This is a genomic window from Corallococcus sp. AS-1-12 (genome assembly GCF_020036995.1).
Lineage (GTDB): Bacteria > Myxococcota > Myxococcia > Myxococcales > Myxococcaceae > Corallococcus.
In genome coordinates this window covers 275,148-301,200 of record NZ_JAIQDD010000001.1, presented here as the reverse complement: position 1 = coordinate 301,200, position 26,053 = coordinate 275,148, and the positions used below count along the sequence as shown (strand labels likewise).

At 70.5% G+C, this 26,053-nt stretch carries 19 protein-coding genes and 2 tRNA genes; 8 read left to right on the top strand and 13 right to left on the bottom strand.

The window, feature by feature from the left end:
* Nucleotides 1–62 precede the first annotated feature (62 nt).
* Nucleotides 63–1,190 carry a heparan-alpha-glucosaminide N-acetyltransferase domain-containing protein gene (locus K8556_RS01200; protein ID WP_223738182.1) on the top strand — a complete coding sequence of 376 codons (1,128 nt, stop codon included), beginning with the start codon at nucleotides 63–65 and terminating at the stop codon, nucleotides 1,188–1,190.
* On the opposite strand, the gene K8556_RS01195 is transcribed toward K8556_RS01200, so the two are convergent.
* Nucleotides 1,147–1,638, bottom strand: a complete 492-nt coding sequence (locus K8556_RS01195; RefSeq protein WP_223738181.1) for a VOC family protein — start codon at nucleotides 1,636–1,638, stop codon at nucleotides 1,147–1,149. The genes K8556_RS01200 and K8556_RS01195 overlap by 44 nt on opposite strands.
* A 143-nt stretch (nucleotides 1,639–1,781) precedes the next feature.
* On the opposite strand from K8556_RS01195, the gene K8556_RS01190 reads away from it, so the two are divergent.
* Complete coding sequence (locus K8556_RS01190; RefSeq protein ID WP_223738180.1) at nucleotides 1,782–3,593, top strand: von Willebrand factor type A domain-containing protein; 1,812 nt, start codon at nucleotides 1,782–1,784, stop codon at nucleotides 3,591–3,593.
* A gap of 101 nt (nucleotides 3,594–3,694) precedes the next feature.
* On the opposite strand, the gene K8556_RS01185 is transcribed toward K8556_RS01190, so the two are convergent.
* The gene (locus tag K8556_RS01185; RefSeq protein ID WP_223738179.1) at nucleotides 3,695–4,297 is read right to left on the bottom strand and encodes a hypothetical protein; all 603 of its coding nucleotides are present in this window, start codon (nucleotides 4,295–4,297) and stop codon (nucleotides 3,695–3,697) included.
* Nucleotides 4,298–4,419: 122 nt separating this feature from the next.
* On the opposite strand from K8556_RS01185, the gene K8556_RS01180 reads away from it, so the two are divergent.
* On the top strand, nucleotides 4,420–5,112 hold the full coding sequence (locus tag K8556_RS01180) for an expansin EXLX1 family cellulose-binding protein (RefSeq protein WP_223738178.1): 693 nt from the start codon (nucleotides 4,420–4,422) through the stop codon (nucleotides 5,110–5,112).
* Nucleotides 5,113–5,145: 33 nt separating this feature from the next.
* Here K8556_RS01180 and K8556_RS01175 read toward each other — a convergent pair whose 3' ends face one another.
* The 5 genes from K8556_RS01175 to K8556_RS01155 all read right to left on the bottom strand — a co-directional run bounded on the left by K8556_RS01175 (nucleotide 5,146) and on the right by K8556_RS01155 (nucleotide 15,151).
* Nucleotides 5,146–5,745 carry a hypothetical protein gene (locus K8556_RS01175; RefSeq protein ID WP_223738177.1) on the bottom strand — a complete coding sequence of 200 codons (600 nt, stop codon included), beginning with the start codon at nucleotides 5,743–5,745 and terminating at the stop codon, nucleotides 5,146–5,148.
* Between the two features lie 79 nt (nucleotides 5,746–5,824).
* Nucleotides 5,825–6,415: a hypothetical protein gene (locus K8556_RS01170; RefSeq protein WP_223738176.1), complete on the bottom strand. Its 591-nt coding sequence runs from the start codon at nucleotides 6,413–6,415 to the stop codon at nucleotides 5,825–5,827.
* Nucleotides 6,416–6,484: 69 nt separating this feature from the next.
* Nucleotides 6,485–12,019 (bottom strand): DNA repair ATPase, encoded by a 5,535-nt coding sequence (locus K8556_RS01165; protein WP_223738175.1) that lies wholly within the window; start codon nucleotides 12,017–12,019, stop codon nucleotides 6,485–6,487.
* 39 nt (nucleotides 12,020–12,058) lie between these two features.
* A complete protein-coding gene (locus tag K8556_RS01160) occupies nucleotides 12,059–14,221 on the bottom strand; it encodes a hypothetical protein (protein WP_223738174.1) in 2,163 nt (720 codons plus the stop codon).
* 117 nt (nucleotides 14,222–14,338) lie between these two features.
* Nucleotides 14,339–15,151, bottom strand: coding sequence for a hypothetical protein (locus tag K8556_RS01155; protein ID WP_223738173.1), 813 nt, complete (start codon nucleotides 15,149–15,151; stop codon nucleotides 14,339–14,341).
* A gap of 160 nt (nucleotides 15,152–15,311) precedes the next feature.
* On the opposite strand from K8556_RS01155, the gene K8556_RS01150 reads away from it, so the two are divergent.
* From K8556_RS01150 to K8556_RS01135, 4 genes are all read left to right on the top strand, one after another.
* Nucleotides 15,312–16,427, top strand: a complete 1,116-nt coding sequence (locus K8556_RS01150) for a DNA topoisomerase IB (protein WP_223738172.1) — start codon at nucleotides 15,312–15,314, stop codon at nucleotides 16,425–16,427.
* A 79-nt stretch (nucleotides 16,428–16,506) separates the two neighbouring features.
* The gene (locus K8556_RS01145) at nucleotides 16,507–17,238 is read left to right on the top strand and encodes a 2OG-Fe(II) oxygenase (protein ID WP_223738171.1); all 732 of its coding nucleotides are present in this window, start codon (nucleotides 16,507–16,509) and stop codon (nucleotides 17,236–17,238) included.
* Nucleotides 17,239–17,351: 113 nt separating this feature from the next.
* A complete protein-coding gene (locus K8556_RS01140) occupies nucleotides 17,352–17,546 on the top strand; it encodes a hypothetical protein (RefSeq protein ID WP_223738170.1) in 195 nt (64 codons plus the stop codon).
* A 39-nt stretch (nucleotides 17,547–17,585) separates the two neighbouring features.
* Nucleotides 17,586–18,650, top strand: coding sequence for a patatin-like phospholipase family protein (locus K8556_RS01135; protein WP_223738169.1), 1,065 nt, complete (start codon nucleotides 17,586–17,588; stop codon nucleotides 18,648–18,650).
* A 9-nt stretch (nucleotides 18,651–18,659) separates the two neighbouring features.
* On the opposite strand, the gene K8556_RS01130 is transcribed toward K8556_RS01135, so the two are convergent.
* Nucleotides 18,660–19,871, bottom strand: a complete 1,212-nt coding sequence (locus tag K8556_RS01130; protein ID WP_223738168.1) for an alpha/beta hydrolase — start codon at nucleotides 19,869–19,871, stop codon at nucleotides 18,660–18,662.
* 60 nt (nucleotides 19,872–19,931) lie between these two features.
* A complete protein-coding gene (locus K8556_RS01125; protein ID WP_223738167.1) occupies nucleotides 19,932–20,567 on the bottom strand; it encodes a pyridoxamine 5'-phosphate oxidase family protein in 636 nt (211 codons plus the stop codon).
* 110 nt (nucleotides 20,568–20,677) lie between these two features.
* Between K8556_RS01125 and K8556_RS01120 the strand changes: the two genes are divergently transcribed.
* Nucleotides 20,678–21,619 (top strand): LysR family transcriptional regulator, encoded by a 942-nt coding sequence (locus tag K8556_RS01120; RefSeq protein WP_223738166.1) that lies wholly within the window; start codon nucleotides 20,678–20,680, stop codon nucleotides 21,617–21,619.
* Nucleotides 21,620–21,664: 45 nt separating this feature from the next.
* Here the strand turns inward: K8556_RS01120 and K8556_RS01115 are convergent.
* The 4 genes from K8556_RS01115 to murJ form a co-directional block, all read right to left on the bottom strand.
* A tRNA-Met gene (locus K8556_RS01115) sits at nucleotides 21,665–21,738 on the bottom strand.
* Between the two features lie 78 nt (nucleotides 21,739–21,816).
* Nucleotides 21,817–21,890, bottom strand: a tRNA-Met gene (locus tag K8556_RS01110).
* 103 nt (nucleotides 21,891–21,993) lie between these two features.
* Nucleotides 21,994–24,000 (bottom strand): S1 RNA-binding domain-containing protein, encoded by a 2,007-nt coding sequence (locus K8556_RS01105; RefSeq protein ID WP_223738165.1) that lies wholly within the window; start codon nucleotides 23,998–24,000, stop codon nucleotides 21,994–21,996.
* A gap of 228 nt (nucleotides 24,001–24,228) precedes the next feature.
* The gene (gene murJ / locus K8556_RS01100; protein WP_223738164.1) at nucleotides 24,229–25,866 is read right to left on the bottom strand and encodes a murein biosynthesis integral membrane protein MurJ; all 1,638 of its coding nucleotides are present in this window, start codon (nucleotides 25,864–25,866) and stop codon (nucleotides 24,229–24,231) included.
* Nucleotides 25,867–26,053 lie beyond the last annotated feature (187 nt).

Genomic DNA, 26,053 nt, shown 5'->3' with positions numbered 1-26,053 from the left:
CAGTCTCCGGTCCCGCGGGCGCGTGCATCCGCCCGCGGGACCGACGTAGGGTAGCGCCGCCCGTGAGTTCCCCGACCAACGCCGCCCCCATCTCCCGCGAGCGCGTGCGCGCCATCGACTGGCTGCGCGGCCTCTCCGTCCTCGTGATGATCCAGACCCACGCGCTGGTGCTGCTCACCCCGGAGCTGCGCAAGAGCGTGTGGACCGGACGGCTGCTCAAGGTGGACGGGCTGGTGGCCCCCGCGTTCATCTTCTCCGCCGGGTTCGCGCTGGCGCTGCTCATGGTGCGCAGCGCCGCCGGGGGCGTGCTGAACGAGCGCGTGCGCCGCAACCTGCGCCGCATCGCGGAGGTGTTCGCCGTCGCCGCGCTCGTCAACGCCGTCTGGTTCCCCATCCGCACGGAGCCCGTGTGGCTCTTGCGCCTGGACATCCTCCACTGCGTGGGGCTGTGCCTGCTGCTCACCCTGCCCATGGCCGCGCTCCTGGCCTCGCGCCCTCGCGTGCTCGCGGGCACCGCGCTCGTCCTGGCGATGGTGGCGTTCGCGCTGGCCCCCTTCAGCGACTCCGCGGGCGAGCCCTGGGCGTCGTTCCTGCGCAAGTCCAGTTGGGCCCCCTTCCCGCTGGTGCCGTGGGTGGGCTTCGCGTGGCTGGGCGCCTTCGCGGGCTGCATCGCGGGCGCGTGGGGCCGCAAGGGGCTGGCGTGGGCCCTGGGCTTCCTCATCGCGCTGGGCCTCGTGGGCACGCTGCTGCCGGGCGTGCTCAACAACCTCTACCCGCCGCACCGCTTCTTCGTCACCAACCCGTCCAACTCCGCCACCCGCTTCATGTGGGTCTGCGCGGTGCTGCTCGTGATGCTGTGGGCGGAGGGCCGGATGGCGCCGGACGCGAAGCCGTCCCGCGCGCGCCGCTTCCTGGAGGTCTTCGGAACCTCGTCGCTGTCCGCCTACTTCTTCCACGAGATGCTGCTGTACTACCGCGTCTTCGGCGTCTTCTCGTTCCAGAAGCTGTGGGGCGACTCCAGCGGGTGGCTGAAGTTCTCCGGCCTGCTCGCCCTGCTCATCGCGTGCACGTTCGTGCTGTGCCTCGCGTGGGATCCGGTGGAGCGCGCGGGGAAGAAGGCCTTCGCGCGCGCCGGACAGTGGCTGCTCAGTGCGCCGCGCTGGCTGAGGCCTGATCGAAGGCGCGGATGATCTCCGGCGGGGCCTGCACCAGCTCGATCAGCACGCCCTCGCCGCTCAGCGGGAACTGATCGCTGGCCTTCGGGTGGATGAAGCACACGTCGAAGCCCGCCGCGCCCTTGCGGATGCCGCCGGGCGTGAAGCGCATGCCCTGCCCCTCCAGCCACTTGACGGCCACCGCCAGGTCGTCCACCCACAGGCCCACGTGGTTGAGCGCCGGGTCATGGACCTTGGGACGGCCGTCCGGATTGACGGGCTGCATCAAGTCCACCTCGACCTTGAAGGGGCCCGCGCCCGCCACGACGATGTCCTCGTCCACGTTCTCCTTCTCGCTGCGGTAGGTGCCGTGGGCCGTCAGGCCCAGCGTGTCCACCCACAGCTTGCGCAGGGCGCCCTTGTCCAGCCCTCCAATGGCGATCTGCTGGATGCCCAGAATCCGGAACGGTCGTGTCGTCTCCATGGCCGGGGACCGTCGCAAAAGGGGTCCCCCCACGCAAGCGCGGCCCACGCGCGGACCCGGGAAAAATTCACGGGATAAACCCATTCCGGAGGTCGGTCGTTTCCAGGGGCACGCTGACTTCCTCCCGTCGTCCCGGAGCCGCCATGTCCCCGTTCTTCTCGAAGCGCCGCGTGTCCTTCGTCAGTGGTGCCCTCCTCTGCGCCAGCCTCGTGAGCGCGTGCTCCTCCCGGGAGCCGGCGCAGGGCCGCCTGTCGGCGCGCGACGAGCTCAAGCCCCAGGCCCTGGCGGCCACCCAGAGCGCCCCCAAGGACGAGGACACGGCCCTCATGGCGCCCCCGCCGCCCCCGTCCACCCCGGCCGCGGACGCCAGGAACCGCGGTGACATCGCCCCGGCCCCCGCCGAGGAGCGTGAGGCGTCCAGTGCCCTGGCGGCGTCCGAGCCGGCCACGCGCCGCGCCGCTCCGGCGAAGGCGGCCATGCCCATGGGCGCGGCGCTGGGCACCCTGGGAGCCGCCGGCGCCCCGGCTCCGGTCCATCAGCCGGTGGAGAAGCGCAAGCTGGAGGTGGACGCGGACAAGGGCGTCGCCGAGGGCGGCAACGTCTTCGAGACCTACAAGGCCAACGCCTTCACCGAGACGGCGAAGGACAACCTGTCCACCTTCGCGGCGGACGTGGACACGGCGTCCTACTCCATGGCGCGGCGCTACCTGCAGCAGGGCCAGTTGCCGCCCACCCAGGCGGTGCGCGTGGAGGAGTTCGTCAACTACTTCAAGTACCGCTACACGCCGCCGGAGGAAGGCGCCTTCACGGTGCACCTGGAGGGCGCGCCCTCGCCCTTCAACGCGCGCCGCCAGTTCGTGCGCGTGGGCGTGCAGGGCAAGGTCGTCTCCCGCTCGCAGCGCAAGCCCGCGCACCTGGTGTTCCTGGTGGACACGAGCGGCTCCATGGCGTCGTCGGACAAGCTGCCGCTGGCCATCGAGTCCATCAAGGTCGCGGTGAAGAACCTCAACGAGAACGACACCGTGGCGCTCGTCACCTACGCGGGCTCCACGCGGGACGTGCTGGCCCCCACGCCCGCCACGGACGTGAAGAAGATCCACGCGGCGCTGGACTCGCTGACCGCGGGCGGCGGCACGGCCATGGCCTCCGGCATGGAGCTGGCCTACAAGCACGCGGTGAAGAAGGCCGCGGGCGGCGTGGTGTCCCGCGTGGTGGTGCTCACCGACGGTGACGCCAACATCGGCAACACCAGCCCCAAGGCCATGCTGGCCAGCATCGAGAAGTACGTGGCCGAGGGCGTCACCCTCACCACGGTGGGATTCGGCATGGGCAACTACCACGACTCGCTGATGGAGCAGTTGGCCGACAAGGGCAACGGCAACAGCTTCTACGTGGACAGCATGAAGGAGGCGCGCAAGGTCTTCGAGACGCAGCTCACCGGCACGCTGGAGGTCATCGCGAAGGACGTGAAGTTCCAGGTGGAGTTCAACCCGAAGGCCGTCAGCCGCTACCGCCTGATGGGCTACGAGAACCGCGACATCGCGGACAAGGACTTCCGCGACGACAAGGTGGACGCGGGCGAGATTGGCGCGGGCCACACCGTGACGGCGCTCTACGAGGTGGAGCTCACCGGCGACGCGCCCCAGGAGCTGGCCACCGTGCGCATCCGCGCCAAGGCGCCCAACGGCACGGAGGCCAGGGAGCAGGCCTTCCCGCTCACCCGCGCGAACCTGAAGCCCTCCATGGAGGCCGCCTCCAGCGACTTCCGCTTCGCCCTCGCCGTGGCCGCCACCGCGGACATCCTCCGCGCCGCGCCCGCCGCGGAGGGCTGGAGCCTGGCCACCACGCAGAAGCTGGCGGAGGGCGCCGTGGCCGGTGACGCCGACCGCACCGAATTCGTCCGTCTCATCGGCCAGGCGCGCGCGCTGACGACCGCGTCCGCCAGCGGCCGCTGAAAGCAGCACCCAGCACGACGCAACGGGGAACGCGCAGCAAGGGGGGCCCTGCCCGCCACCGGGGATGCACCGGTGGCGGGCAGGGCTTTTTCAGGAGGGCTTCAGATGACGGTGATGACAGGGGGCGTGGTGGTGGTGAAGAAGTCGGTGAAGGTCGCCGACCAGTAGGTCCCCGACTTGCCGTTGATCTTGCACGCCTTGGTACCGGAGGCCGTCACGTTGGTCCCAGAGCTGCTGACGCCGAGGCCCCCCGTGGAGATGCTGCCCGTCATGTAGTCGCAGTAGATGTCCGCGTTGCGCGTGGTGGAGAGCGTCGTGGGGTCCACGGCGCGCACCGCCATGATGGTGGCGGCGGAGCCGCTCCAGCCATTCCGCATCGTGAAGCCCACCGCGAGCCCCAGGCTGGAACCGGAGAGGGACACGGTGCCCGGCGGGCTCAGCGGGACGGACTGGACGACCACCGACGCGCCCGTCGTCAGGGTGCAGGTGGCGCCGCCCGTGCGGGTGATGACGACGTTGTACTGCGGCGGAGACGTGGTGATCTGCACCGTGGTCGCCTCGTAGTCACAGCCCTGCGAGGACGCCGTCGTCAACCGCGCACCCTGCCGCGCGAGCTCCGCGCCGTCCTCCTGCTCCGGACCGCCACAGGCCGACAGCATGAGGGTGGACCCAAGACACACCACGGACGTCAGCTTGCTCATCATGGGAATTCCTTTCCTTTTTTGGGGAGGGGGAAGGCCCGGACGCTAACAATCCTGCCTGACGGAACCAATACGCGGAGTCCTGTCTGCCGTTGACGCGGAGCGCCGCGTGTATGATGCGCGGTATGAACCGACCCGCTTCGTTGCGAAATGCGTGGGTGTTGGCCCTGACCTCGCTGGCCCTTGGGGCCTGCGGAGACTCCGCCTCCGGGGGCGGCGTGGCCCTGGGCTCCGAGCAGAAAGGGATTGCGACCTATTACGACGCCAACGGGGGCGGCAATTGCAGCTACGACCCGAGCGGCGACCTGATGGTGGCCGCGATGAACCGCGAGCAGTACGACAACAGCGCCGCCTGCGGGCAGTGCGTGGACATCGTGGGGCCCAAGGGCAGCGCGCGCGTGCGCATCGTGGACCAGTGCCCGGAGTGCGAGAAGGGCCACCTGGACCTGTCCGTGGAGGCCTTCGACAAGGTCGCGGAGCGCAAGGACGGCCGGGTGGACATCACCTGGACGCCGGTGTCCTGCGACGTGGCCGGCCCGGTGAAGTACCACTTCAAGGACGGCAGCAACCCCTGGTGGACGGCCATCCAGGTGCGCAACCACCGGCTGCCCATCAAGAAGCTGGAGTGGCGGCGCGACGGGGATTGGAAGGCGCTGGAGCGCCAGAGCTACAACTACTTCGTCTTCGAGGGCATCGGCGAGGGCCGCTTCCAACTGCGCGTCACCGCCAGTGACGGCCAGCAGTTGGTGGACTCCGTGGAGAAGGTGCTGGACGACGACACCGTGGACGGGGCGGAGCAGTTCGCGCCCCAGAAGTAGGCCGCGCGCCCCTCCGCCCCGTCCGTCACGGCATCAGAACGTCATGATGGACGGGGCCGTGGTGCTGGTGAAGAAGTCCGGGTAGCTGGCCAGGTACGTGTTGCCCGTGCCCGTCTGGCCGTAGATGGTGCCGTTCTTCGTGCCGTAGACGGTCAGCGTGGTGCCGTCGGAGGCGATGGACAGGCTGCCCGAGTAGATGGAGCCCCGGCCCAGGTACACGGACAGGCCCGCGTACCGGACGATGCCCAGCGTGTCCGGCGCCACGTGCCGGATGCCCAGGGACTGGGGCGCGCTGCCGCTGACGCTGGTCTTGTACGTGTAGCTCACGGCCACGCCCAGGTCGTTGGCCGCCAGCGACAGCGAGGGCGCCGTGCCGGTGGACGTGCCCACCACGACGCTGCCCGCGCCATACGCGCAGGTGGCGTCCGCCGCGCGCGTGACGATGACGTCGTAGATGGGAGGCAGCGTGCCCGGCTGCGCCGCGGACGACACCGTGAACGTGCAGCCCTGGGAGGTGCCCGTCACCAGCGCGGACTCCTGGGTGGCGAGGCCCTCCTCCCCCTCCACGCCAGCGCCACAGGCCGTGAGGCCCACGACCGCGCAAAGGGAAACAACAGACTTGACGTCCAGCATGGCATTGCACTCCAGGGTTGGGGTGGAACCGCGGCGCTCCCTATAAAGGCAGACGTCAGACATTGGAAACAGATTGTTTTCAATAAGCGACGATGGTGGGAGCCAGGGTGCTGGTGAAGAAGTCAGGGAAGACGGCCACGTAGCGGTCCCCGGAGCCCGTCTCTCCGGAGATGGGGACGTTCTTGGTGCCGGTGGCGATCAGCGTCGTGCCATCCGGTCCAATGCCCAGGTCCGCGGACCAGATGTACGTCCCCAGCGCGACGGGCATCAGGCCCGCGGAGCGGACGATGGCCAGCGAGTCCGGCGCCACGTGCTTGATGGCCACCGCCATGGGCGACGGGCCGCCCGTCCGGTACGTGTAGCCCACGGCCACGCCCAGGTCGTTGGCCGCCAGCGACACCATGGAGGGCGGATTGGCGTTGGAGTACCCGACCGTCACGGTGCTCGCGCTCCAGGGGCAGGTCGCGCTCGCCTCGCGCGTGAGCTTGATGTCGAAGATGGGGGGAACCGGGACGCGCTGCACGAACGACACCGTGAAGGTGCAGCCCTGGGACGTCCCGGTCACCAGCGCGGCCTTCTGGGTGGCGAGCGCCCCCGCTTCTTCCGCTCCACCACACGCCATGACGACGGCGAGCGCACCCAGGGAAACAGCCGACTTGAAGAATTGCATGGCATTGACCTCCAGGGGTTGGAACCGCGCCAACCCCTTTAAAGGCAAACGCCAGACATGCAAATCGAATCAGCGCCGCAGCATGCCGCGCAGCAGCTCCAGGGCTTCCGTGACCCCCTGCCAGACCTGGAGCGCCTTGATGCCCTCCCCTTCGCCCTGCACGTTGCGGCGGGCGGCGCGCTCCAGGGGCAGCAGCGCGCCCTCCACCAGCTCGATCTGCCGGCTGAGCTCCGCCGGGGACGGACCGTTCGCGGCGCGCTGGAGCGACTCCACCGGGGTGGGCAGGGACACCGACACGGGCCGGTCCGCCAGGGCCGTGATGGCCTTGGAGAGCTGCGCCATGTACGGGCCGAAGTCCGGCGCGGGCGCCTGGGGCATGGGCGCGTTGCGCAGCGTGGGGGCCTCCTCCGCCTGCGCGGCCACGCGCTCCGTGAGGGCCTTGAGCAGTTGCGCCAGGTGCTTGAGGTACGGGGCCAGGTCCGTGGCGGGCGCCTGGGCCTGGGGCGCGGCCGGGAGGGACACCTGCACCGGGGCGGGAGGCTTCTGGGCGGCCTCGCGGCTGACGCGGGCCACCTCCAGCACGGCCTCGCGCAGGGCCTCCAGGTGCGGGGCCACGGGCGTGTCCTCGCTCGGGGCGTTCGCCTGCGCGGCGGCCTGCACCACCGCGTCGCGCACGGAGCCCAGTTGCTCCTCGATGGCGCCTAGCTGTCCGGTGACGCGCGCCACGGGGTCGTCCTCCTTGCCCCCCATGCGCTTCACGCGGGCGAAGCCCTGCTTGATCTCCTCCCAGCGCTTCGCCTTCTCCGGCGTCAGGCGCCCGCGCATCTCCGCCAGCTTGAGCAGGTTCTGCTCCGCCGCGGTGGTGAGCGTCTGGGATTCGCCCTGGTAGTGGTCGTCGATGCGGCGCTCCAGTTCGTCGTCCGTCATCGCGGAGACGACCTTCTCCGCCAGCTTGCCCATGTTGCGGTAGCTGCCCTGCAGCTTGAACGGCGGCTCCGTGCGGAAGCGCTCGTCCTGCGCGGCGGACGCGATGTACTGGAGGTTCACCTTGAGCAGCACCTGCTGCACGCGGAACAGCCGCTGGAAGACGGCGATGATCTCCTGGAGCTCCGCCGCCGCGTAGCCGTGCTTCAGCTCGCCGGAGGGGACCTCCTCGCCCCGGGCCATGCGGATGAGGCGGTGCACGTCCTGCGGGTCGCGCGTGGCCAGCGGCGCGAGCACCGGGTTGGAGGTGAGCGCGTTCTCCAGGTAGCTGAGCGCGAACAGCTCCTCCTTGCCGTCCAGGATGTCACCCAGGTTGTAGGTGTCCGCGCGGTTGGCGAGCATGTCCGGGATGCGGAAGCGCTCGCCCGTCTCCGTGTAGGGGTTGCCCGCCATCACCACGCAGAACTTCTTGCCGCGCAGGTCATACGTGCGCGTCTGGCCATTCCAGACACCCTCCACGCGGCGCTGGCCGTCGCACAGGGAGATGAACTTCTGGAGCAGCTCCGGGTCCGTGTGCTGGATGTCGTCGAGGTAGAGCATCACGTTGTTGCCCATCTCGAAGGACAGGTTGATGCGCTCCACCTCCTGCCGCGCGGTGGCGTTGGGCGCCTCCGCGGGATCCAGCGACTTCACGGAGTGGCCCAGCGCCGGCCCGTTCACCTTCACGAAGGTGAGGCCCAGGCGGCTGGCCACGTACTCCATCAGCGTCGTCTTGCCGTAGCCCGGCGGCGACATGAGCAGCAGCATGCCCATGCGGTCCGTGCGCTTGCCCTCGCCCGCCGCGCCCAACTGCTTGGCCAGGTTCGCGCCGATGAGCGGCAGGTACACCTCGTCGATGAGCCGGTTGCGCACGAAGCTCGTGAGCACCTTGGGCGTCAGCTCCTCCAGCCGCAGCTTGCGCCGCTCGCGGTCCAGCAGGTCGCGCAGGTACGCGCGGTAGGCCACGTACGCGGGCACGCGCACCTGGCGGAACTCGCCCAGCCGCGACAGGAACTCGTCCAGGCGCAGGGACAGCTTGCGGTCCTGGATGCGCGGGTGGCTGCCCAGCAGGCCCGTGGCCTCCGTGGCCGTGAGGGCGCCCGCCGTCTCGCGGTCCAGCTTGCGCTCGGTGAGCAGCACCACCGCCGTCTCCAGCGCGACGTGGGCCGCCTCGCCCGGGCCGCCCTCGCGCTTCGCGAGGAACGCGTCCACCCAGGCGCGGGCGATGCGCAGGCGCTCCGGCAGGTTCTTCTCCAGGCCGCGCAGGTCGTCGTCGAACGCGGTGCGCGAACCGTGGCGGTCCAGGTGCGCGAGGAAGGCGTCCTTCAGCGCCAGGGCCTCGCGGCTGGTGGTGAAGCGCGGGCGGTCCACCGCCAGCTCCTCCACCAGGTAGCGGCCCGCCTGCCGGCCCTCCGCGGGCGAGGCCGCGAGCCCGTGGCCCTGGAGGAACGCGAGCACGCGCTCGCCCAGCTCATCCCCCAGCGCCACCAGGTCCGAGCCGGTGTCGAACGCCTGCCGCAGCCGCGCGAGGCTGCGCGCCCGCCGGTGGAACACGCCCCGGAGCGCGTCGTCCGGATCAAAAGCCCAGTACAGCGCGGCCCAGGCGCGAGGCCCCGGGGCGAAGCGCAGCAGGCCCGCGCCCTGGTGCAGCGCGAGCAGCTTCTCCAGGAGCACCGTCGCGTCCGCGTCGTGCACGCCGCGCTCGTAGCCCTCGTCGAAGCGGTCCGCCGCGTACGCGCGCACGCGCTCCATCAACTGCCCCTGCGCGCCGGCCTCGTACAGCGCCGCGAGCGTGAGGCCGCCCTTCCCCTCCTCCGCGTCCATCAGCAGGCCCGCGGCCAGGTACTCCGCGCGGTACACGTCGCGCGTCTCGGAGACCAGGTGCTGCTCCCAGAGCTCGCGGTACTTCAGCAGCTCCGGGTCCTCCACCTTCTGCGTGTAGTCGGAGCCGGTGAGCTGGAGGTACAGCGCGCCGTCGCGAGGAACGAGCGTCAGCTCCAGCGGCTGCGTGTTCACGTGGAAGCGGTACTGCCCCAGCTTGATGAGGCCCTCGCCGCCCTCGAACAGGTCCTGCTTGTCGCGCAGGGCGCGCAGGGCGTCCTGCTTCGCGGACTTCACCCGCGACAGGACCTCATCCGCGCGCACGCTGTCCTGGAGCGCCAGCAACTGTTCGGACAGTTGCCGCAGCTTGAGGATCATCGCGTCGGACGCGAAGTAGGCGTTGAGCTCATCGTCCGCCTTGAACGACTTCGCCCGGCGCTGCACGCCCTGGAGGATGCGCTCCGCCGCGCTGAAGAGGCCCGAGGCCCGGCGTTGGCGCTCGTCCACCAGCGCCTGCTTGCGCGCGCCGAAGGCCTCCAGCAGCTCCTCGCGCTTCTGGGTGTTCTGCCCCAGGAACTCGTCGAACTCGCCGAAGCGGCCCTCCAGCTCCTCCAGCAGCACGGTGAGCTTGGAGAGCGCCTCGTCGCACTTCTCCGGCGAGTCCGCCTGCGACAGCGCGTTCTCGATGCTCTGCCCCAGGAGCTTGAACTGCGCGCCGAACTCCGCGCGCTTCTCCCTGCCGGACAGCTCCTTGCGCTTCGCCTGGAGCCCCGCGCGAACGCGGTTCAGGCGGCTGAACAGCTCGGAGATGCCTTCGAGGATCCGGGCCCGGGCCAGCGGGTCGCCCACCTGGAGCCCGCCCACCACCTCGCCCAGCACCTCCAGGCCCTGGCCGGTGCGCTCCAGGTCCTCGGCCAGCGGGGCCAGCTCCGCCGTCGTCGCCAGCGGCTCCAGCCGCTCCAGGAGCCCCTCCAGCCGCGAGGCCAGGGGCTGGAGCGCCTCCCCCTTCTGGAGGAAGTCCACGCACGCGGTGCTCACCGCGTCGGACGCGGCCACCACCGCCTGCTCCAGGGCGTCCACGCGCCCCAGGTCCATGTAGCGGACGTCCTTCAGCGTGATCAGGTGCCCCCGGTGCCGGCGCAGGTCCGCCAGGGCGCGCATGAAGCCTTCGGCGTCCGTGAGCCCCTCCGGCTGCGCGTTGAGCAGGAGCGTCTCCTGCGTCTGGAGGGCCTGCGCGAGCGACTCCTCCGCGCGCTTGCGCATCGCGAGGACCTTCTCGAACTCATCGATGATGAGCTCGGAGGTGCGGCGCAGCAGCTCGATGGGCTCCTGGAGCCCCACCTCCGCGTGGGAGAGCCAGTAGTACGCGTCCAGGGCGCGCGTGGCCGCGGAGACCAGGTCCTCGTAGGTGCGGCGCGTGGGCCTGTCCGTCTTCGCCACGCGCGGCAGCGTCAGCGCGTCGCTGATGCCGCGCACCAGCTCCGCGTTGCCCACCTTGCCCAGGTAGCCCGGCGCGGGGGGCAGCTTCGCCGCGTGCTCGTCGGAGACGAACGGCGTCTGCCACACCTGCATGGGGTGCACGCGCGTGGGCTCCTGCGACGAGGCGCGGAACACCACCAGCCCGCCGTCCGCGAAGAGGCTCATGCCGTTGGCCTGCAGCGGCGTCTGCACCTCCTTGCGCACCAGGTTGTACGGGAAGAGCACGTAGGCGCCGTCGTCCCGGCGGTGGAAGACGTAGAGCACGTCCTCCCCGTTGGGCGAGCGCACCGCCTGGTGGAACTCCATCCCCTCCGACGCGCCGTCGAAGACCTTGTAGTCGCCCGTCTGGAGGTAGTAGCCGCCCGGGAAGACGATGCCCTGGTCCTCCGGCAGCCGCACGCAGGACTGGCCGATGGCGTCGATGCGCACCACGTGCTGGGTGCGCGCGTTGAAGACGAGGTAGCGGTGCGCCTTCTCCCGGAACGGCAGGATGCGCAGGAGGATGAGCCCGCCCACCTGCGTCCAGGCGAACTCCGCGTCGTCCAGCGACTGGTCCGGGTCCTCCACCGGCTCGCTGTAGATGCCCAGGCCGGTGGTGGTGTTGTCCTCCACCTTCACGGTGAGGTCGCCCTTCACCGTCTCCACGAAGACCTGATCCAGCACGTTGACGTGCGGGTGCTGGCCCAGCACGTACTGCTCGCGCGTGGCCACCGTCCACTCGAAGTCGTGTGACGGCGGGTAGACGTGGTCGCGCTCGCCCTGGTTGTCCACGTAGGTGGCGCGGCCCTCCACGTCCACGTTGAAGCGGAAGACCTTCAGGTCGCGCGCGGACTGGCCCGTCTGGAACACCGCGAGCAGGCGCGAGTCCCGGCGACGCAACTGCAAGAGCTTCGTGTCCTTGTAGTACTTGTACAGCTCGCTGAAGTCCTTCACGAACCGGGGGTCCGCGAGGAAGCCGCCGGCCTCCGTGGGAGGCACGGCGGAGAGGTCGAAGCCCTCGGCCGTCTTCTCGAAGCGGTGCAGCGAGAAGACGTCCGAGACGGTCGTCTCCTTCTTCAGGCCGATGAAGACGTTGTAGCCGAAGAGGAGGTACTTCCCGACGCTGACGATGTCGCGGGGGACGCAGTTGTTCTCCGTGCGCACCCGCTCATTGCCGATGACGGTGAGCTCCGTGCCGCCGAACAGCGCCTTGCGCCGGGCGTTGAGGTCGTTCGCCTGGGTCGCCAGCGCGTCCGCCTGGGAGAGGAGGCGCGCGCGGATGACCTCGTAGCTGCCGCCCTCCAGCGTCGCCTCGCCCCCGGGCGCCTGGGCGCCCGGGGTCTTGGTGCTGTCAGTTGCCATGGATGTTCACCGGAAAGGAGTTGCGATTGGCGGGACGCTTCAGCCCTGCTGCTTCTGCGCGAGGGCCGCGGCTTCCGACTGCACCAGCGCCTTGATGCCGGCGGCGGTGGTCTCCGTGGGGCTCACCGACATCCGGTTGAGCAGCGCCGCGACGGCCAGGTTCTGCGCGTCGTTGCTGAGGCCCGGCTTGGAGAGGATCTCCTTCAGGTCCGCCGGCAGGTCCTTCTCACCGTTGAGGTAGCCGCCGAGCGCCTTCTTCAGCGACTCGCTGTGCTCCAGCGCGCCGTCCACCGAGCTGCCGACGGACACGGCCTTGATGAAGTTCTCGAAGAACTTCCCGTCGCCGCCGACAATCTGGAACTTCGCGTTGCTGAACGCCTGGGCCAGGACGGTGGCCTGGGCCTGGGCGATCTCCTTGCGGACGTTGATGGCGGCCAGCTCCACGTCGCGCTCCTTCTGGAGGCGCAGGCGGTACTCCTCGTGCTCGCGGCCCACGCCGTCCAGGGCCTTCATCGCGGCGGCCTTCTCCGACAGGCCCCGGGCCTCGGCCATCAGCTTCTCCTGGATGGCGGCGGCCTCGGCCAACTGCTTCTCGCGCGTGGCGAACGCCTCCGCCTCGCCGCGCTTGTGGATGGCGGTGGCCTCGGCCTCCTGCACGCGGGCGTTCGCCAGGCCCTTCTGCTCCGCGCCCGCGGCCTCCGCGAGCAGCTTCTCGCGCACCGCGGCGGCCTGCGCCTGGCCCTGCTTCTCGATGACGGAGGCCTCGGCCTCCTTCACGCGCACCTGCGCCATGCCCAGCTTCTCCGTGGCGACCGCGTCCGCCTCACGCACGCGCACGGTGGCGAGGCCCGCCGCGGCGGACTCGGCCTGGATGCCCTCCGCCAGCCGCATCTTCGCCTTGGCCTGCTTGTCCGCGGCCTCCAGGTCGGCCTCCGCCAGGGTGAGCTTCTCCTTGGCCATGAACACGGCGATCTTCGCGCTCGCGTCCGCGGCGGTGACGTCCTTCACGGACGCCTCCTCCGCGTGCGCCTGGGCGGTGATGATGATCGCCTCCTTGGTGCGCTTGGCGTCCGACGTCACGCGCAGGTCCTTGATGTTCTCCTCTTCCTGGGCGACGGTCTTCTCCACCGCGATGCGGGCGCGGACCACGTCGGCGATGGCCTTCTTCTCCGACTCCAGCGCCTTCTCCTTCGCGATGCGCTGCAGCTCCGTCTCACGCTCGCGGTTGATGGCCTCCAGGGCGCGGTCCTTCTCCACGCGCTCGGACTCCACGCCCACCACGCGCTCGCGGTTCTTCTGGGCCACCTGCACCTGGCGCTGCTTGTTCTCCTCGTTGATGGCGATCTCTTCCTCCGCCTTGATGCGCGCCAACTGCGCCTTGGCGAACTCCTCGCTCTTCACGCGGTCGGCCTCGGCCGTCTCGCGCGCCTGGATGCTGTCGATCTCCCGGCGCTGCTTGGCGGCGGCCTCCTCGCGCTGACGCTCGAGGGAGAAGATGGCCTCGTCGGCTTCCACGTTGCGCTTGGTCACCGCCAGGCGCTCCGTCTGCCGCAGCTCGTTGGTGAAGACGTTCTGCTCGGTGGTGAGCTGGGTGATCTTCCGGATGCCCTGCGCGTCCAGGATGTTGTCCTTGTCGAGCATCTCCACCGGGGTCTGCTCGAGGAAGTCGATGGCGCAGTCCTCCAGCATGTAGCCGTTGAGGTCGCGGCCGATCGTCTCCACCACCTTGTCCTTGATCTCGTCGCGCTTGGTGTAGAGCTGCTCGAAGTCGAAGGACTTGCCCACCGTCTTGAGGGCCTCGGAGAACTTGGCCTCGAAGAGGTTCTCCAGCGTCTCCTGATCCGACGCGCGGGCGCAGCCGATGGACTGGGCCACCTTGAGCACGTCCTCACGCGTCTTGTTCACGCGCACGAAGAAGGTGACCTTGATGTCCGCCCGGATGTTGTCCTGGCAGATGAGGCCCTCCTTGCCGCGGCGGTCGATTTCGACCGTCTTCAGCGAGATGTCCATCACCTCCGCGCGGTGGACGATGGGCAGCACCACGGCGCCGGTGAAGGTGACCGTGGGCTCGGTCTTCATGGTGTTGACGATGAGCACCTTGCCCTGATCCACCTGGCGGTAGAACTTGGCCACGCTGACGAAGATGCCGAAGAGGATGATGATTGCGACGCCGGCGATTGCCGCAGTGGTGATCAGATCCATGGCCTATCCTGTGAAGTCCGTTGGGCGGGCCTTGTTCCAAGCACTCGGGGTCCCCCGCGAAAGCCACCCGGTGCCGATTGCCGCGCCCGTCCGGAGGAGCCCGGAGGACGCCAATGTTCATCGCTGGGCGCGGGCTCGCGCGATGGCCGCGGCCTTCAGCGGATCCCGGAGCTGCTCCATTTCCTGGGGCAGGAGCCAGTCCACCGGCTCCACCTCGTACACGCCCCGCTCCGCGTCGTAGCCGAGGATCAACGCCGGCTGGCCGCGCTTGAGCTGGTTGGGCTTGTCACAGAAGACGTTGAGGATGAGGCCCGCGGCCCCATCGTCGAAGGTGGCGTGGCCATCCCTGGCCGTCACGCTGCCGCTGGAGATGGTGCACACGCGGCCCATCAGCGCCTCACGGCCCGGGGCCTTCTTGGCGATGAAGATGGGGCGCAGGGGCCGCACCGCGAGCCCGCCCACCACCGTCCCCACCGTCGCGCAGACGAGCCCCAGGCCCGTGCTCACGAGCCACGAGGGCAGCATGGACAGCGCCGCGTGCGTGGCCTGTCCGCCGAGCAGCGACAGCGACCAGGAGAGGAACACCACCAGGCTCACCGACACGGTGACGGGGATGCCGCCGAAGCCCAGCATCGCGAGCAGGCCGGTGGCGGCCTCCGCGTCGTGCAGGTGCGAGTGCCCCGCGTGGCCGACGTCATGGCCTCCGACGGCCTTCGCGCCCCCCTCCAGGAGCCCCGAGGTCGCCTTGGCGCCGCCCTCGAACGCGCCGCTCACCGCCTTGGCGCCGCCCTCCAGGTCCACGTCGCCATCCAGCATGTCGATGCCCGCCGCGCCGATGATCACGCACAGCCAGTAGGCCAGCACCACACCGAGGAGGATGGTGAAGATCGCGGTCGGGAACGCCAGGAGGGCGTCGAGGAAGGTCGTCATGCCTCGGGAATAAATTGAGAGGTGGGAGTCGCAACGAACTCTAAACGACTGCACCCCCATCCGAAAATGCCACCCGGGGCTTTTCCGGTCGCCTGCTGTGCGGGCCGCCAGGGGGCACCCGGATTGCCGCCCCGGCGTGGGCTGCGCACTACAGGAGTCGATGCCCTCCCACGCCACCGTTCCAGAATCCGAGCGCGTCCCGCCCGCGAGCCGCCGGGGAATGACCCAGTTGGAGCGCCTCCGGGAGGACGGTCACCGCCGGCTGGGGACGATGAAGCGAGGCTTCCGCTACGTGGACGCGCGGGGCCGGGCGGTGCCGGCAGCGGAGCGGGAGCGCATCGACGCGCTGCGGCTGCCGCCCGCCTGGACGGACGTGGCCATCTCGCCCAAGGCCTCCGCGCGGCTCCAGGCGGTGGGCCGGGACGGCGCGGGCCGCTGGCAGTACCGCTACAGCGAGGCCCACACGCAGAAGCAGCGGGACGCGAAGTACCAGCGCATCGTGGGCTTCGCGCAGGCGCTGCCGAAGATGCGGCGCCAGGTGAACAAGGACTTGCGCCGGCGGGGCCTGGGCCGGGAGCGGGTGCTCGCGGGGATGCTGCGCATCCTGGGGACCTGCTTCATCCGTCCGGGCAGCGAGCGCTACGCCGAGGAGCACGGCAGCTTCGGGCTGGCCACGCTGCGCGCGCGGCACGTGAAGGTGCAAGGCGACACGGTGGTGTTCGACTACCCGGGCAAGTCCGGCGTGCGGCAGCACCGTGAGCTGAAGGACCGGCGCGTGGCGACGCTCGTGCGGCAGTTGTTGAAGGTGCCCGGGCGGGATGTCTTCAAGTTCGTGCTCGACGACGGCGCGGTGGTGGACGTGCGGCGCCGGCACATCAACGAGTACATCCAGCAGGTGATTGGCCCGGGCTTCAGCGCGAAGGACTTCCGCACCTGGGCGGGCACGCTCATCTGCGCCTGCGCGCTGGCGAGGGCCCGTGAGCGCGTGGAGGACGGCGACGGAGGCCCGGTGAAGAAGACCGTGCTCAAGAAGAGCATGGTGGCCGCGGTGCGCGAGGCCTCCGAGCACCTGGGCAACACGCCCGCCGTGGCGAAGGCGTCGTACATCTACCCGTCCGTGCTCGTCCTGTTCGAGCGGGGCCAGGTGGTGGACCGCTACTTCAAGTCCGTGGACGAGCTGGCGGCGAGCGCGGGCGAAGGCATGCACTGCTCGGAGAAGGCGCTGCTGCACATGCTGGGCAGGTCGAAGGGCGGCGTGAAGCAGGCCAGCCTGTAGCCCCGGGCTCGGCCGGGAGGGATGCGGGCGGTGGTGGTTCTCCTCTCGCGCGCGCCGGGAAGGCGCTAGCGTCCGGTCCGTGCCCGAGTACGTGACCCACCGCGACGCCCTGCCCCGCGCGGAGCTGGAGGCCCTGGGGGATGCCCTGCTCGGCTCCCGCTTCGTCGCGCGCAGTCCGTTGATGGGGACGTTCCGCGCGAGCCGGGGCTTCGCGTTCATCTTCACGCGCGAGGGCCGCGCGACGCTGGAGGCCCGCTTCCCGTTCCTGTCCGTCTACCTGCGCCGAATCCTGGATGACGACAGCGCGCGCGGGCTCCTGCCCTGGACGCAGCGCTGGTTCGGGGGCAAGGACACGCGTCCGCGTCCCAATGCGTTCTACCTGAACCTGCTGCTGCTGGACGCGGGCACGCCGGTGGGACGGCACATCGACGCGACGTTGCAGGAGCCGAGCGGCGTCCCGGACGCGACACCGGAGCACGTGAGCGTCCTGTACCTGCGGGTTCCGGAAGGCGCGCGGGGAGGCGCGCTCCGGCTGCTGCGCGACAACCAGCTCCAGGGCGAGGTGCGCCCCAGGCCGGGCCTGCTGGTCCACTTCCGGGGCAACCTCCAGCACGAGGTCCAGGCCTTCACCGGCGGACCGGAGGGGGCCCTGCGCGCGAGCCTCGTCTGCGAGCAGTACGCGTTCGCGGACGACGTGCTGCCCCGGCTGCCGGTGTTCCGCATCCAGTCCAAGGCGGGCTTCTCCGCCTACCTGGAGGCCCAGCGCGAGCGCGACGGCGCGCCCCCTTCCGCGGGAACGCTGGAGGAGTGAGCGCCCGCTGGAGCCCCGCTCCTGGAGCGTGCGTCCGCCCGGGCAGACCACCGCTTGCGCCCATCGGGTGTCATCCCAAGGCTTGAGGTTCACGTTTCGATGGGAGGACGACCATGGCGGGCAAGAAGCTGGAGGGCTACGGCGAGACCAGTGAGCAGCGCCAGCGGCACCTGGAGAACGACGAGTTCTCCGAGCGGGCGCCCCGGACACCCGAGGAGCTGGAGGAGGCGCGCACCGAACCGGAGGACGGCCACCAGGTGGTGACGCTCCATCCGTTGGATTCGGAGCGTCCGGACGACGAGCGCTGAGCCTCCGTCCGTGCCGGACTGCTAGGGTCCGCCCCCGCGATGAGCCAGAGCCTGACCCTGCTTGCGGGCCCCGACGCCCTGCGCATCCTCCGGGAGCGCGGGCTGCGCGCGGAGGACGTGGACATCCTTCCGGGCGCTTCCGGTGGCCCGAAGTGGCTGGGGCTGGAGGGGATCGACCGCGTGCTGTTCGGCGAGCTCCTCCAGCAGCCGCGCACCCGGCCGCTGCACCTCATCGGCAGCTCCATCGGGAGCTGGCGCCTGGCGTGTCTGGCGCAGAAGGACCCGGTGGCCGCGCTGAAGCGCTTCGCGGACGCGTACCTGGAGCAGCGCTATCCTCCCAAGCCCCCGCCCTCGCTGGTCAGTGAGAGGAGCGCGACGATCCTTGAGTCACTCCTGGGGCCGGACGGCATGGAGGAGATCCTCACGCACCCGTGGGCGCGGCTGCACGTGGTGACGACCCGGTGCAAGGGGTTGCTCGCGGTGGAGAAGTCCAGCGTGCAGCTCATGGGCTTCGTGCTGGGCGCGCTGGCGAACGCGGTGAGCCGCCGGACGCTCGCGCTCCACATGGAGCGCGTCGTGTTCCACACCGCCGGGGACACCAGCCCCTTCGCCGGGCTCAAGGACCTGCCATCGGTCCACCGTCCCCTCACCCGCGACAACCTGCGCCCCGCGCTCATCGCGTCGGGCTCCATCCCGATGGTGCTCGCGGGTGTCCACGACATCCCTGGGGCTCCGCCTGGCACGTACCGCGACGGCGGCGTCGTCGACTACCACCTGGACGTGGACTACGGCACGGGCGACGGGCTGGTGCTCTATCCGCACTTCTATCCGTACGTGGTGCCCGGCTGGTTCGACAAGTCGCTCAAGTGGCGGCGCGCGGGACCGCTCAACTTCCGCCGCGCGCTGATCATCACGCCGTCCCCCGCGCACCTGGCACGGCTGCCCGGTGGACGCATCCCGGACCGCTCGGACTTCACGAAGCTGAAGGACGCGGACCGGATCCGCGCGTGGAGGCAGGTGCTGACCGAGGGCGACCGCATGGCGGACGAACTGCGCGAGCTGCTTGCCTCGGGGCGCATCGCGGAGCACGTCCAGCCGCTGTAGCGGAGCCGATCAGCAGGCGAGCCACGCTCGAAGCGCGGCGTAGACCTCCGGGTGGTCGAGCAGGTCCAGGTGGTTCGCGCCCGGGATGATGCGCTGGTTCGCTTCCGGGAACCGCAGCGTCAGCTCCGGCTGGGCATGGCGCCCGAGCGCGCTGTCCACCGGGACCAGCCCGTCACCGGGCAGCCGCTCCGCCAACGCCTTCGCGGTGGTGGCCGCGACCGCGTAGCAGGCCACGCCCTCCGGCAGCGAGAGGCCGCGACGCGCATCCCCACCCCATCCGAAGCGCTCCCGCCCCTCCCAGTGCGCGTCGAGCACGTTGCCGAAGCGCAGGTCGGTGACCCCGGCACCGCGGATCCGTCCCAGGCGCGCGAACGGCGCGCTGTACGGACTGAGCTCCAGCAGCACGTCCACCCAGCTCCCACCGCGCTCCAGCGGCGAACCGTGATGAGGCGACCCAAGACAGACGAGCCCTCGCAACAAGGACCGCCACCCCTGGCCCCCGGCCTCCGCCGCGAGGCACGCGCTCCGCGCCACCAGTCCACCCATGCTGTGGCCCAGGAGCGTCAGCGATTCGAGCGGCACGGGCCAGCAGGCCACGAGCTGTTCCAGCAACCCGGAGAGCGCACGCCCGTTCCGGGAGATGTGCAGGCCGCTGTTGTAGTGGAGGTAGACCGGCGTGTAGCCGAGGTCGCGCGCCAGCGCCGCGCCATGGTCATGCCCCCGCCGGCTCCACTGAAGGTCGTTCATCGAGGAGCCATGAATCAGCACGAGCAGCCGGCTCCCTGCCTCCGGTAGGGCGGCGCGCAGGGCCTCGGGCTCCAGGCACAACGGCTGCCCGTGGACCCGGAACGCCATCGGGATCGCGAGCGGGTTGCCCTGCGCCTCCAGCGCGTCCCCCAGCACCCCGTTCAGCGCGGAGACCACCGCCTCCCGCTGAGGTCCCGGAGCACTGTCCCCCAGCCACGGAGAGAGCCGCGCGAGCACGGCATCGAGCCCTGCCCCGACGTGCCGCGTGACCTCCTGGAGGGTCGAGTAGATCAAGCTCGTCACGGCTCGCGCCGGGCGCTCCAGCGGCCTGCCCAGGACGGACGGCCCGCTGGCGATGGTGCAGTGCACCTCCTCGACGAGCCCCATCACGCCCCGGGTGCCCTGCACCACGAGGCGGCTGGCCCCCCGCAGGGCCTCCGCGTTCGTCCGTACGCCTGGCGACTGGCTGTTCATGGCTCGTGCCTCCATGGCCATACCTACCAGACCGTAACCTACCCAACCGTAGGTCCAGGGTCAAACGGGGGAACGCTTCAAGCGAGCAAGCTCCTCGCGCAGGGAGCGGTTCTCCGAGCGCAGCGTCTGGAGCTCGGTCGACACCGGCCGCAGCAGCTCGTCCAGCTCCGCCTCGGTGAACCGGGGCGTGATGTGCTTGGGGCAATTCCAGTCATAGCCCTCCACCCGGAGCACGAAGCCGCGCTCGGCCTTCGTGCCTTCTCCGGGCACCTCCAGGCGCTCCATCGTCGCGGGGTCCGTCTCGCGGGTGATGACTGATGCGTGCGCCAGGACCTTCAGGCGCGCACGGTTCGGGTAGTCCACGAAGATGAGCGCGACCCGGTCGTTCTCGCTGACGTTGCCCGCGGAGATGTACTGCTTGTTGCCCCGGTAGTCCGCGAAGCCCAGCGTGTGGGGATCCAGCACCCGGACGAAGCCCGGCGGACCGCCCCGGTGCTGGATGTAGGGCCAGCCGTTCGCGCCGACGCTGGCCATGTAGAAGCTGTCACGCCGGGCCAGGAACTCTTCCTCGTCGGGGGTGAGCACGTCCGGCGCGTCCCCTGCCCTCTCCATCCGCGCATAGGCCGCGCGGCTCCCATGCTGCTCCTGCAACGCCTTCACCGCGGGCGTGAAGGCGAGTCTGGCGAATCGGCCCATGGCTCTTCCTGGCGACACGGCGGAATTGCCGATGCACCACGTATAGCCACCGCGGCAGGTGAAATAATCAGGCGGACAGGCAAGACTTCATTGCCAACTTCGCAAGAATCATGGACCAGCTCTTCACGCTCCGGACGTTCGTCGCCGTCGCCAGGCAGGGAAGCTTCACGGCCGCGTCCCGCCACCTGCGCATCTCTCCTTCGGTGGCGACCCGGGCCATCGCCCAGCTCGAGGAGCGGCTCGGGCTCGCGCTCCTCACGCGCACGACGCGCTCCGTGCGCCTCACCGAACGGGGGCAGGTCTACCTGGAGAGCTGCCAGCGGCTGCTGGAGGACCTGGACGAGGCCGACCGCCGCGTCCGGGGGGAGAACGCCGAGCCGCGAGGCGAGCTGCACCTCTCCGCCCCCATCGTCTTCGGACGGCTCCACGTCCTGCCCGTGGTCCAGAAGCTGCTCGCGGCACATCCGGCCCTGTCCGTCCGCCTGCACCTGTCGGACAGGAACCAGCAGCTCGTGGACGAAGGCATCGACGCGGCGGTCCGCCTGGGGGAGTTGAAGGACAGCAGCCTCATCGCCCTTAAAGTCGGCGCCGTCCGGCGCGTGCTGGTGGCCAGCCCCCACTACGTGAAGCAGCGCGAGACACCCCGCTCGCCCGCGGAGCTGAGCCGCCATGAGCTCATCGCCTTCGAGAACCTCGACGCGACGAACGAGTGGCGGTTCGGCGAAAGGGAGAAGCCGGTGCGCGTCCAGCCCCGGCTCATCCTCAACAGCGCGGACGCGGCCATCACGGCGGCGGAGCAAGGGGTTGGCATCGCGCGCACGCTCTCATACCAGGTGGCGGACGCCGTGCTCGCGGGGCGGCTGGTCCTGCTCCTGGGGGCGTTCGCGCCGCCTCCCGTCCCGGTGAGCGTCATCTACCCTGGCCGCCGCAGCGCCTCCGCGAACGTGGGCGCGTTCGTCCGCACGGCCCGCCGCCACTTCGAGGAGCACCCACTGCGGCCCGTCGAAGCATGGCGCCCGCCCGGGCATGCGGGCGGGAAAGCCAGACGCTGAAAAAGCGAAAGGGCCCCGGCGTTTCCACCGGGGCCCTCTCTCAAGTTGCGGGGGCAGGATTTGAACCTGCGACCTTCGGGTTATGAGCCCGACGAGCTACCAGGCTGCTCCACCCCGCGTCACCGTGACGCGGCACTGCTGTTATCACCTTGAACACCCGGGGTCGAAACTTTCATTTCGACCCCGGGCTTATCAAGTTGCGGGGGCAGGATTTGAACCTGCGACCTTCGGGTTATGAGCCCGACGAGCTACCAGGCTGCTCCACCCCGCGGCGAGAACGAGAGGGTAAGTACCGAAGCCCCTCGCTACCGTCAACACCTATCTCGGCGCCCCCTCGCATTGTCGCGTGCGAGCGCCGAGATGGCGTGACGTCACTACTTGCCCAGCTTGCTGAGCAGATCCGCGAAGGTGCCGAAGCCCTTCTTGCCGCCGCCCACGGGCTGCTGCGTCTTCTGCCACGCCTCGACCTCGGCGCGCTCCTCCGCGCGGATGGCCGCGGGGATGGACAGGCGGATCTTCCCGGAGGCGTCGATGTCGATGATCGCCACCTTCAGCTCCTGGCCGATGGCGAAGTGCTTGCGCATGTCCGTGCCGCGATCCGTGCCCGTCTCGCTGGCCGGGATGAGGCCCTTGCCGCCCGGGAACGCGAGGAACACGCCGTAGGGCTCCAGCCGGTCCACCTTGCCGACGACGACCGCGCCCACCTTGGGACGGGGCGCCGCGGGCTCCTTGGGCGCCGAGGGCTGCGCCTCCTTCGCCGGACGCTCCTCGGGAGGACGCTGGGCCTCCTCCTCGGAGATGCGGCGCAGGCCGATGCGCTTGTCATTGGGGTCGATCTTCTCGACGGAGACCCAGATGACCTCGCCTTCCTTCACCGCGTCGCGCGGGTGCGCGATGCGCCGGTCGCTCAGCGCGGAGATGTGCACCAGGCCGTCCACGCCCGGGCGCAGTTCCACGAACGCACCGAAGGGCTGGAGCCGGACGACCTTGCCCTGCAGGCGGTCGCCCTCCTTGATCTCCTCCAGCGCCTTCTTGAACGGATCCTCCTGACGCGACCGCAGCGACAGGGTGATGCGCTCCTTCTGCTTGGCCTTGTCCGGGGAGTTGGGCTGGCCCTCCTCCATGCGGAGGATCTCCACCTCCACCTCGTCGCCCTGCTTCACCACGTCGCTGGGGTGCGCGACGCGCGTGTAGGAGAGCTCGGAGACGGGGACCATGCCCTCCACGCCGCCCAGGTCCACGAACACGCCGAAGTCGCGCACGCCGGAGACCTTGCCCTTGACCGTCTTGCCCACGGCCAGGTTCTTGCGCGTCTCCGTGGCCAGCCGGCGCTGCTCGTCCTCCAGCAGCGAGCGGCGCGACAGCACCACGTTGCGGTCGCGCACTTCCGTCACGCGGAACTGGAGCTTCTCGCCGATGAACTGATCCGGCTTCTCCACGAAGCGGATGTCCAACTGGCTGATGGGGCAGAAGGCGCGCGTCTCACCGATGGCGACTTCCACGCCGCCCTTGTTCACGCTGAGGACCAGGCCCTCCACCGGCATGCCGGAGGCGCGGGCCTCCGCGAGCATGGCGAAGGACGCGTTGCCCTTGGCCAGCGCGCGGCTGAGCATGATGCCCTTGGCGCCCATCTCCACGACGTGCGCCTCCAGGCGGTCGCCCACGCCGAAGCGCAGGATGCCCTCGTCGTCCTTGAGCTCGCGCAGCTCGATCATCGCCTCCGACTTCGCGGAGCCGTCCAGCGACACGAACGCGGTGTCCGCGCCCAACTGGAAGATGGTGCCGGCGACCTTCTCGCCAATGCGCACGCCGCGGCGGCCCGGAGCGCCACCGTCCTTGACCTGCGCCTCGAACATGTCCGCGAAGGACTCGGTCTCCGGGACCTCGTCGTACAGCGGGCTGGACGGCGCGGGGGCCGGCGTCACCGGACGCGGCGAGGGAGCCGGCGTGGAGGCCGCGGAGGCCTGCGCGTCGGCGCCCGTCTGCTCCGCGGTCGCGGTCGCCTCGGCGGGCTTCTCACCCTCCAGGGCGCGCGTCTCGATGGAGCCCGAGGCCCGCTTCACGACCACCATGGGACCGGATGGACGGCGCTCGCCGCCTCCGCCACCTCCCCGGCGCTCGCCGCCACGGCCACCGCCGCGCTCGCCGCCGCCACGGGGCGCGTCGCCCTGGGGACGGGGCTGCGACTGGGCGTCGCGAGGACCGCGATCACCGCGGCCCTGCCCGCTCTTCTCATCGCGGCCGCCACGGCCACCGCCGCGCTCGTTGCCCTGGCCCCCCGAGGGGATGCCCAGCATCACGTCGCCAAACGTGGCCTTCGGCTTCTTGGGACCGAAACCGCCAGGACCGCCCGAATTTCCGCCGCTCTTCTCGTCGCTCACTGCCGAGACCTTCCGTTGACGATTTCCGACCCGGGACTTCCTTGAAGTCAGGGCCTCTTGAAAAAGGCGGCGCACTCTACACGCGCGCCATGCCCGGAGGAAGCCGCATGCGGCCATCCCCTCCACAAAGGGCCTCCTATCGCAACGGAAAGGGCCCTGTCCTGCATTCCGTTTGAGCTCCCAGGCACCGCCCGCCGGGCAGCCGCCCCACCGGGCGCCGCGCCGCGTCTACCGGGCGAGCCCCAGCCGCCGGCCCACCTTGCGGAAGACGGCGCCCGCCTCCGGAACCCCCAGCGCGGCGGACACGGCGAAGTAGACGACGCCGAAGGGCACCGCCGTCGCCATCAGGCCCAGCACCGGGTGCAGCCGGGGCGGCACCAGCAGCGTCCCTCCCCACTCCACCCCCACCCCGGGCATGGGGCCCAGGAGGCCGGTGAGGCCCTGCTTGACGGCCAACGCCACGAGCCCGGCCACCACCGCCGCGCCGTACAGCCGGGGCAGCAGCCCCGAGGGCAGGCCCACGGGCCCCACGATGGAGCGCAGCTTGCGGCGCAGGAGCGTGGTCTCCACCCAGGCGACGATGCCGCTGGACAGGGTGAGGAACGCCGCGCCCAGCTCCCGGGGCAGCCCCAGGCGCTCCGGCAGCCACAGCGCCAGGAACCAGGCCTTCACCGTCCCCAGGGCCACGCGCACGATGGCGTAGCGCAAGGGCGTCTTCGGGTCCTTCAGCGCGTAGAAGGCGGACGCGTAGAGCCGGCCCACGGTGGACGCCACCAGGCCCACCGCGGCGCCCATCAGCAGGTACCAGAGGTAGCGCGAGTCCGAGGCGCCGAAGCGGCCCGTCTGCAGGAGCGCGCCGCTCACCAGGTCCCCCAGGAAGAGGAGCGCGGCGGCGGACGGCACCACCCAGAAGGCGATGCGGCGCGAGCCCGCGTCGATGCGGCCGCGCAGCTTCGTGTGCGCCTGGGCCTCCCCTTCCGCCGTGGCGCGCGCCATCTCCGGCAGCTCCGCGGCGGACACCGCCATGCCGAAGAGGCTCACCGGGATGAGGTAGATGGTCTGCGCGTAGAGCAGCGAGGACAGCGCGCGGTTGGAGATGAGCGACGCGAAGGCGGTGTCCACCCACGCGCTGAACTGGACCACGCCGCGCCCCAGCACCACCGGGCCGAAGTTCTTCAGCACCTGGCGCACGGAGGCGCTCGCCAGCGACAGCACCGGGCGGAAGCGGCCCAACAGGCGCATCACCGTGGGCACCTGCACCGCGAACTGGAGGAAGCTGCCCAGCACCACGCCGTAGGCCAGCCACTCCGTCACGGCCTCTTCCGCCGCGCGGCCCCCGGACGTGCCCTGCACGCGGCCCACCCCCAGCAGCGTGGCGATGATGACGACGTTCCACACCACCGGCGCCAGGTAGGACAGGAGGAAGCGCCGGTGGCTGTTGAGGATGCCCAGGCACCACGCGCTCAGCACCAGGAAGCCCGTGCCCGGGAAGAGGATGCGCACCAGCCGCACGGCCAGGTCGCGCTCGCCGCCCTGGAAGCCCGGCGCGATGAGGTCCACGAACAGCGGCGTGGCCAGCATGCCCAGCGCCACCATCACGCCGGTGGCCAGGGCCAGCAGGCCGAACACCGCGCCCGCGACCCGGTCCGCCTCGTCCGCGTCCTTCTTGCCCAGGAGCTGGGCGTAGACGGGGATGAAGGAGCCCGACAGGACGCCTTCGCCGAAGAGGTTCTGGAGGAAGTTGGGGATGCGCAGCGCGGCCTTGAAGACGGCGGCGGCCTCCGCGTTGCCCAGGTAGTGCGCGAAGACCCGCTCGCGCACCAGCCCCATCAGCCGCGACGCCAGGATGCCAATGGCGACCAGCATCGCGCCACGGCCTCCCGCGCTGCGTTCAGGTCCGGACGGTGGCGGGGCGGCCGGAGCGTCGGGCCGGGGGGGCGAGGCGGGTGCGGGGGCGGTCACGAAGGGGCGGACTCTACGTCCGGCGTTCTTCGGCATGCAGCAGGAAACCCTTCGACCGCTGTTTCACTTGACGGTCTCCCCACGGGTTGCG

Bases quoted from the DNA above. Each gene is read 5' to 3' on its own strand.
- K8556_RS01130 (WP_223738168.1), bottom strand. From the start codon at position 19,871: ATGAACAGCCAGTCGCCAGGCGTACGGACGAACGCGGAGGCCCTGCGG.
- K8556_RS01150 (WP_223738172.1), top strand. From the start codon at position 15,312: ATGCCCTCCCACGCCACCGTTCCAGAATCCGAGCGCGTCCCGCCCGCG.
- K8556_RS01125 (WP_223738167.1), bottom strand. From the start codon at position 20,567: ATGGGCCGATTCGCCAGACTCGCCTTCACGCCCGCGGTGAAGGCGTTG.
- K8556_RS01180 (WP_223738178.1), top strand. From the start codon at position 4,420: ATGAACCGACCCGCTTCGTTGCGAAATGCGTGGGTGTTGGCCCTGACC.
- K8556_RS01175 (WP_223738177.1), bottom strand. From the start codon at position 5,745: ATGCTGGACGTCAAGTCTGTTGTTTCCCTTTGCGCGGTCGTGGGCCTC.
- K8556_RS01170 (WP_223738176.1), bottom strand. From the start codon at position 6,415: ATGCAATTCTTCAAGTCGGCTGTTTCCCTGGGTGCGCTCGCCGTCGTC.
- murJ (WP_223738164.1), bottom strand. From the start codon at position 25,866: ATGCTGGTCGCCATTGGCATCCTGGCGTCGCGGCTGATGGGGCTGGTG.
- K8556_RS01155 (WP_223738173.1), bottom strand. From the start codon at position 15,151: ATGACGACCTTCCTCGACGCCCTCCTGGCGTTCCCGACCGCGATCTTC.
- K8556_RS01160 (WP_223738174.1), bottom strand. From the start codon at position 14,221: ATGGATCTGATCACCACTGCGGCAATCGCCGGCGTCGCAATCATCATC.
- K8556_RS01165 (WP_223738175.1), bottom strand. From the start codon at position 12,019: ATGGCAACTGACAGCACCAAGACCCCGGGCGCCCAGGCGCCCGGGGGC.
- K8556_RS01120 (WP_223738166.1), top strand. From the start codon at position 20,678: ATGGACCAGCTCTTCACGCTCCGGACGTTCGTCGCCGTCGCCAGGCAG.
- K8556_RS01140 (WP_223738170.1), top strand. From the start codon at position 17,352: ATGGCGGGCAAGAAGCTGGAGGGCTACGGCGAGACCAGTGAGCAGCGC.
- K8556_RS01135 (WP_223738169.1), top strand. From the start codon at position 17,586: ATGAGCCAGAGCCTGACCCTGCTTGCGGGCCCCGACGCCCTGCGCATC.
- K8556_RS01195 (WP_223738181.1), bottom strand. From the start codon at position 1,638: ATGGAGACGACACGACCGTTCCGGATTCTGGGCATCCAGCAGATCGCC.
- K8556_RS01185 (WP_223738179.1), bottom strand. From the start codon at position 4,297: ATGATGAGCAAGCTGACGTCCGTGGTGTGTCTTGGGTCCACCCTCATG.
- K8556_RS01190 (WP_223738180.1), top strand. From the start codon at position 1,782: ATGTCCCCGTTCTTCTCGAAGCGCCGCGTGTCCTTCGTCAGTGGTGCC.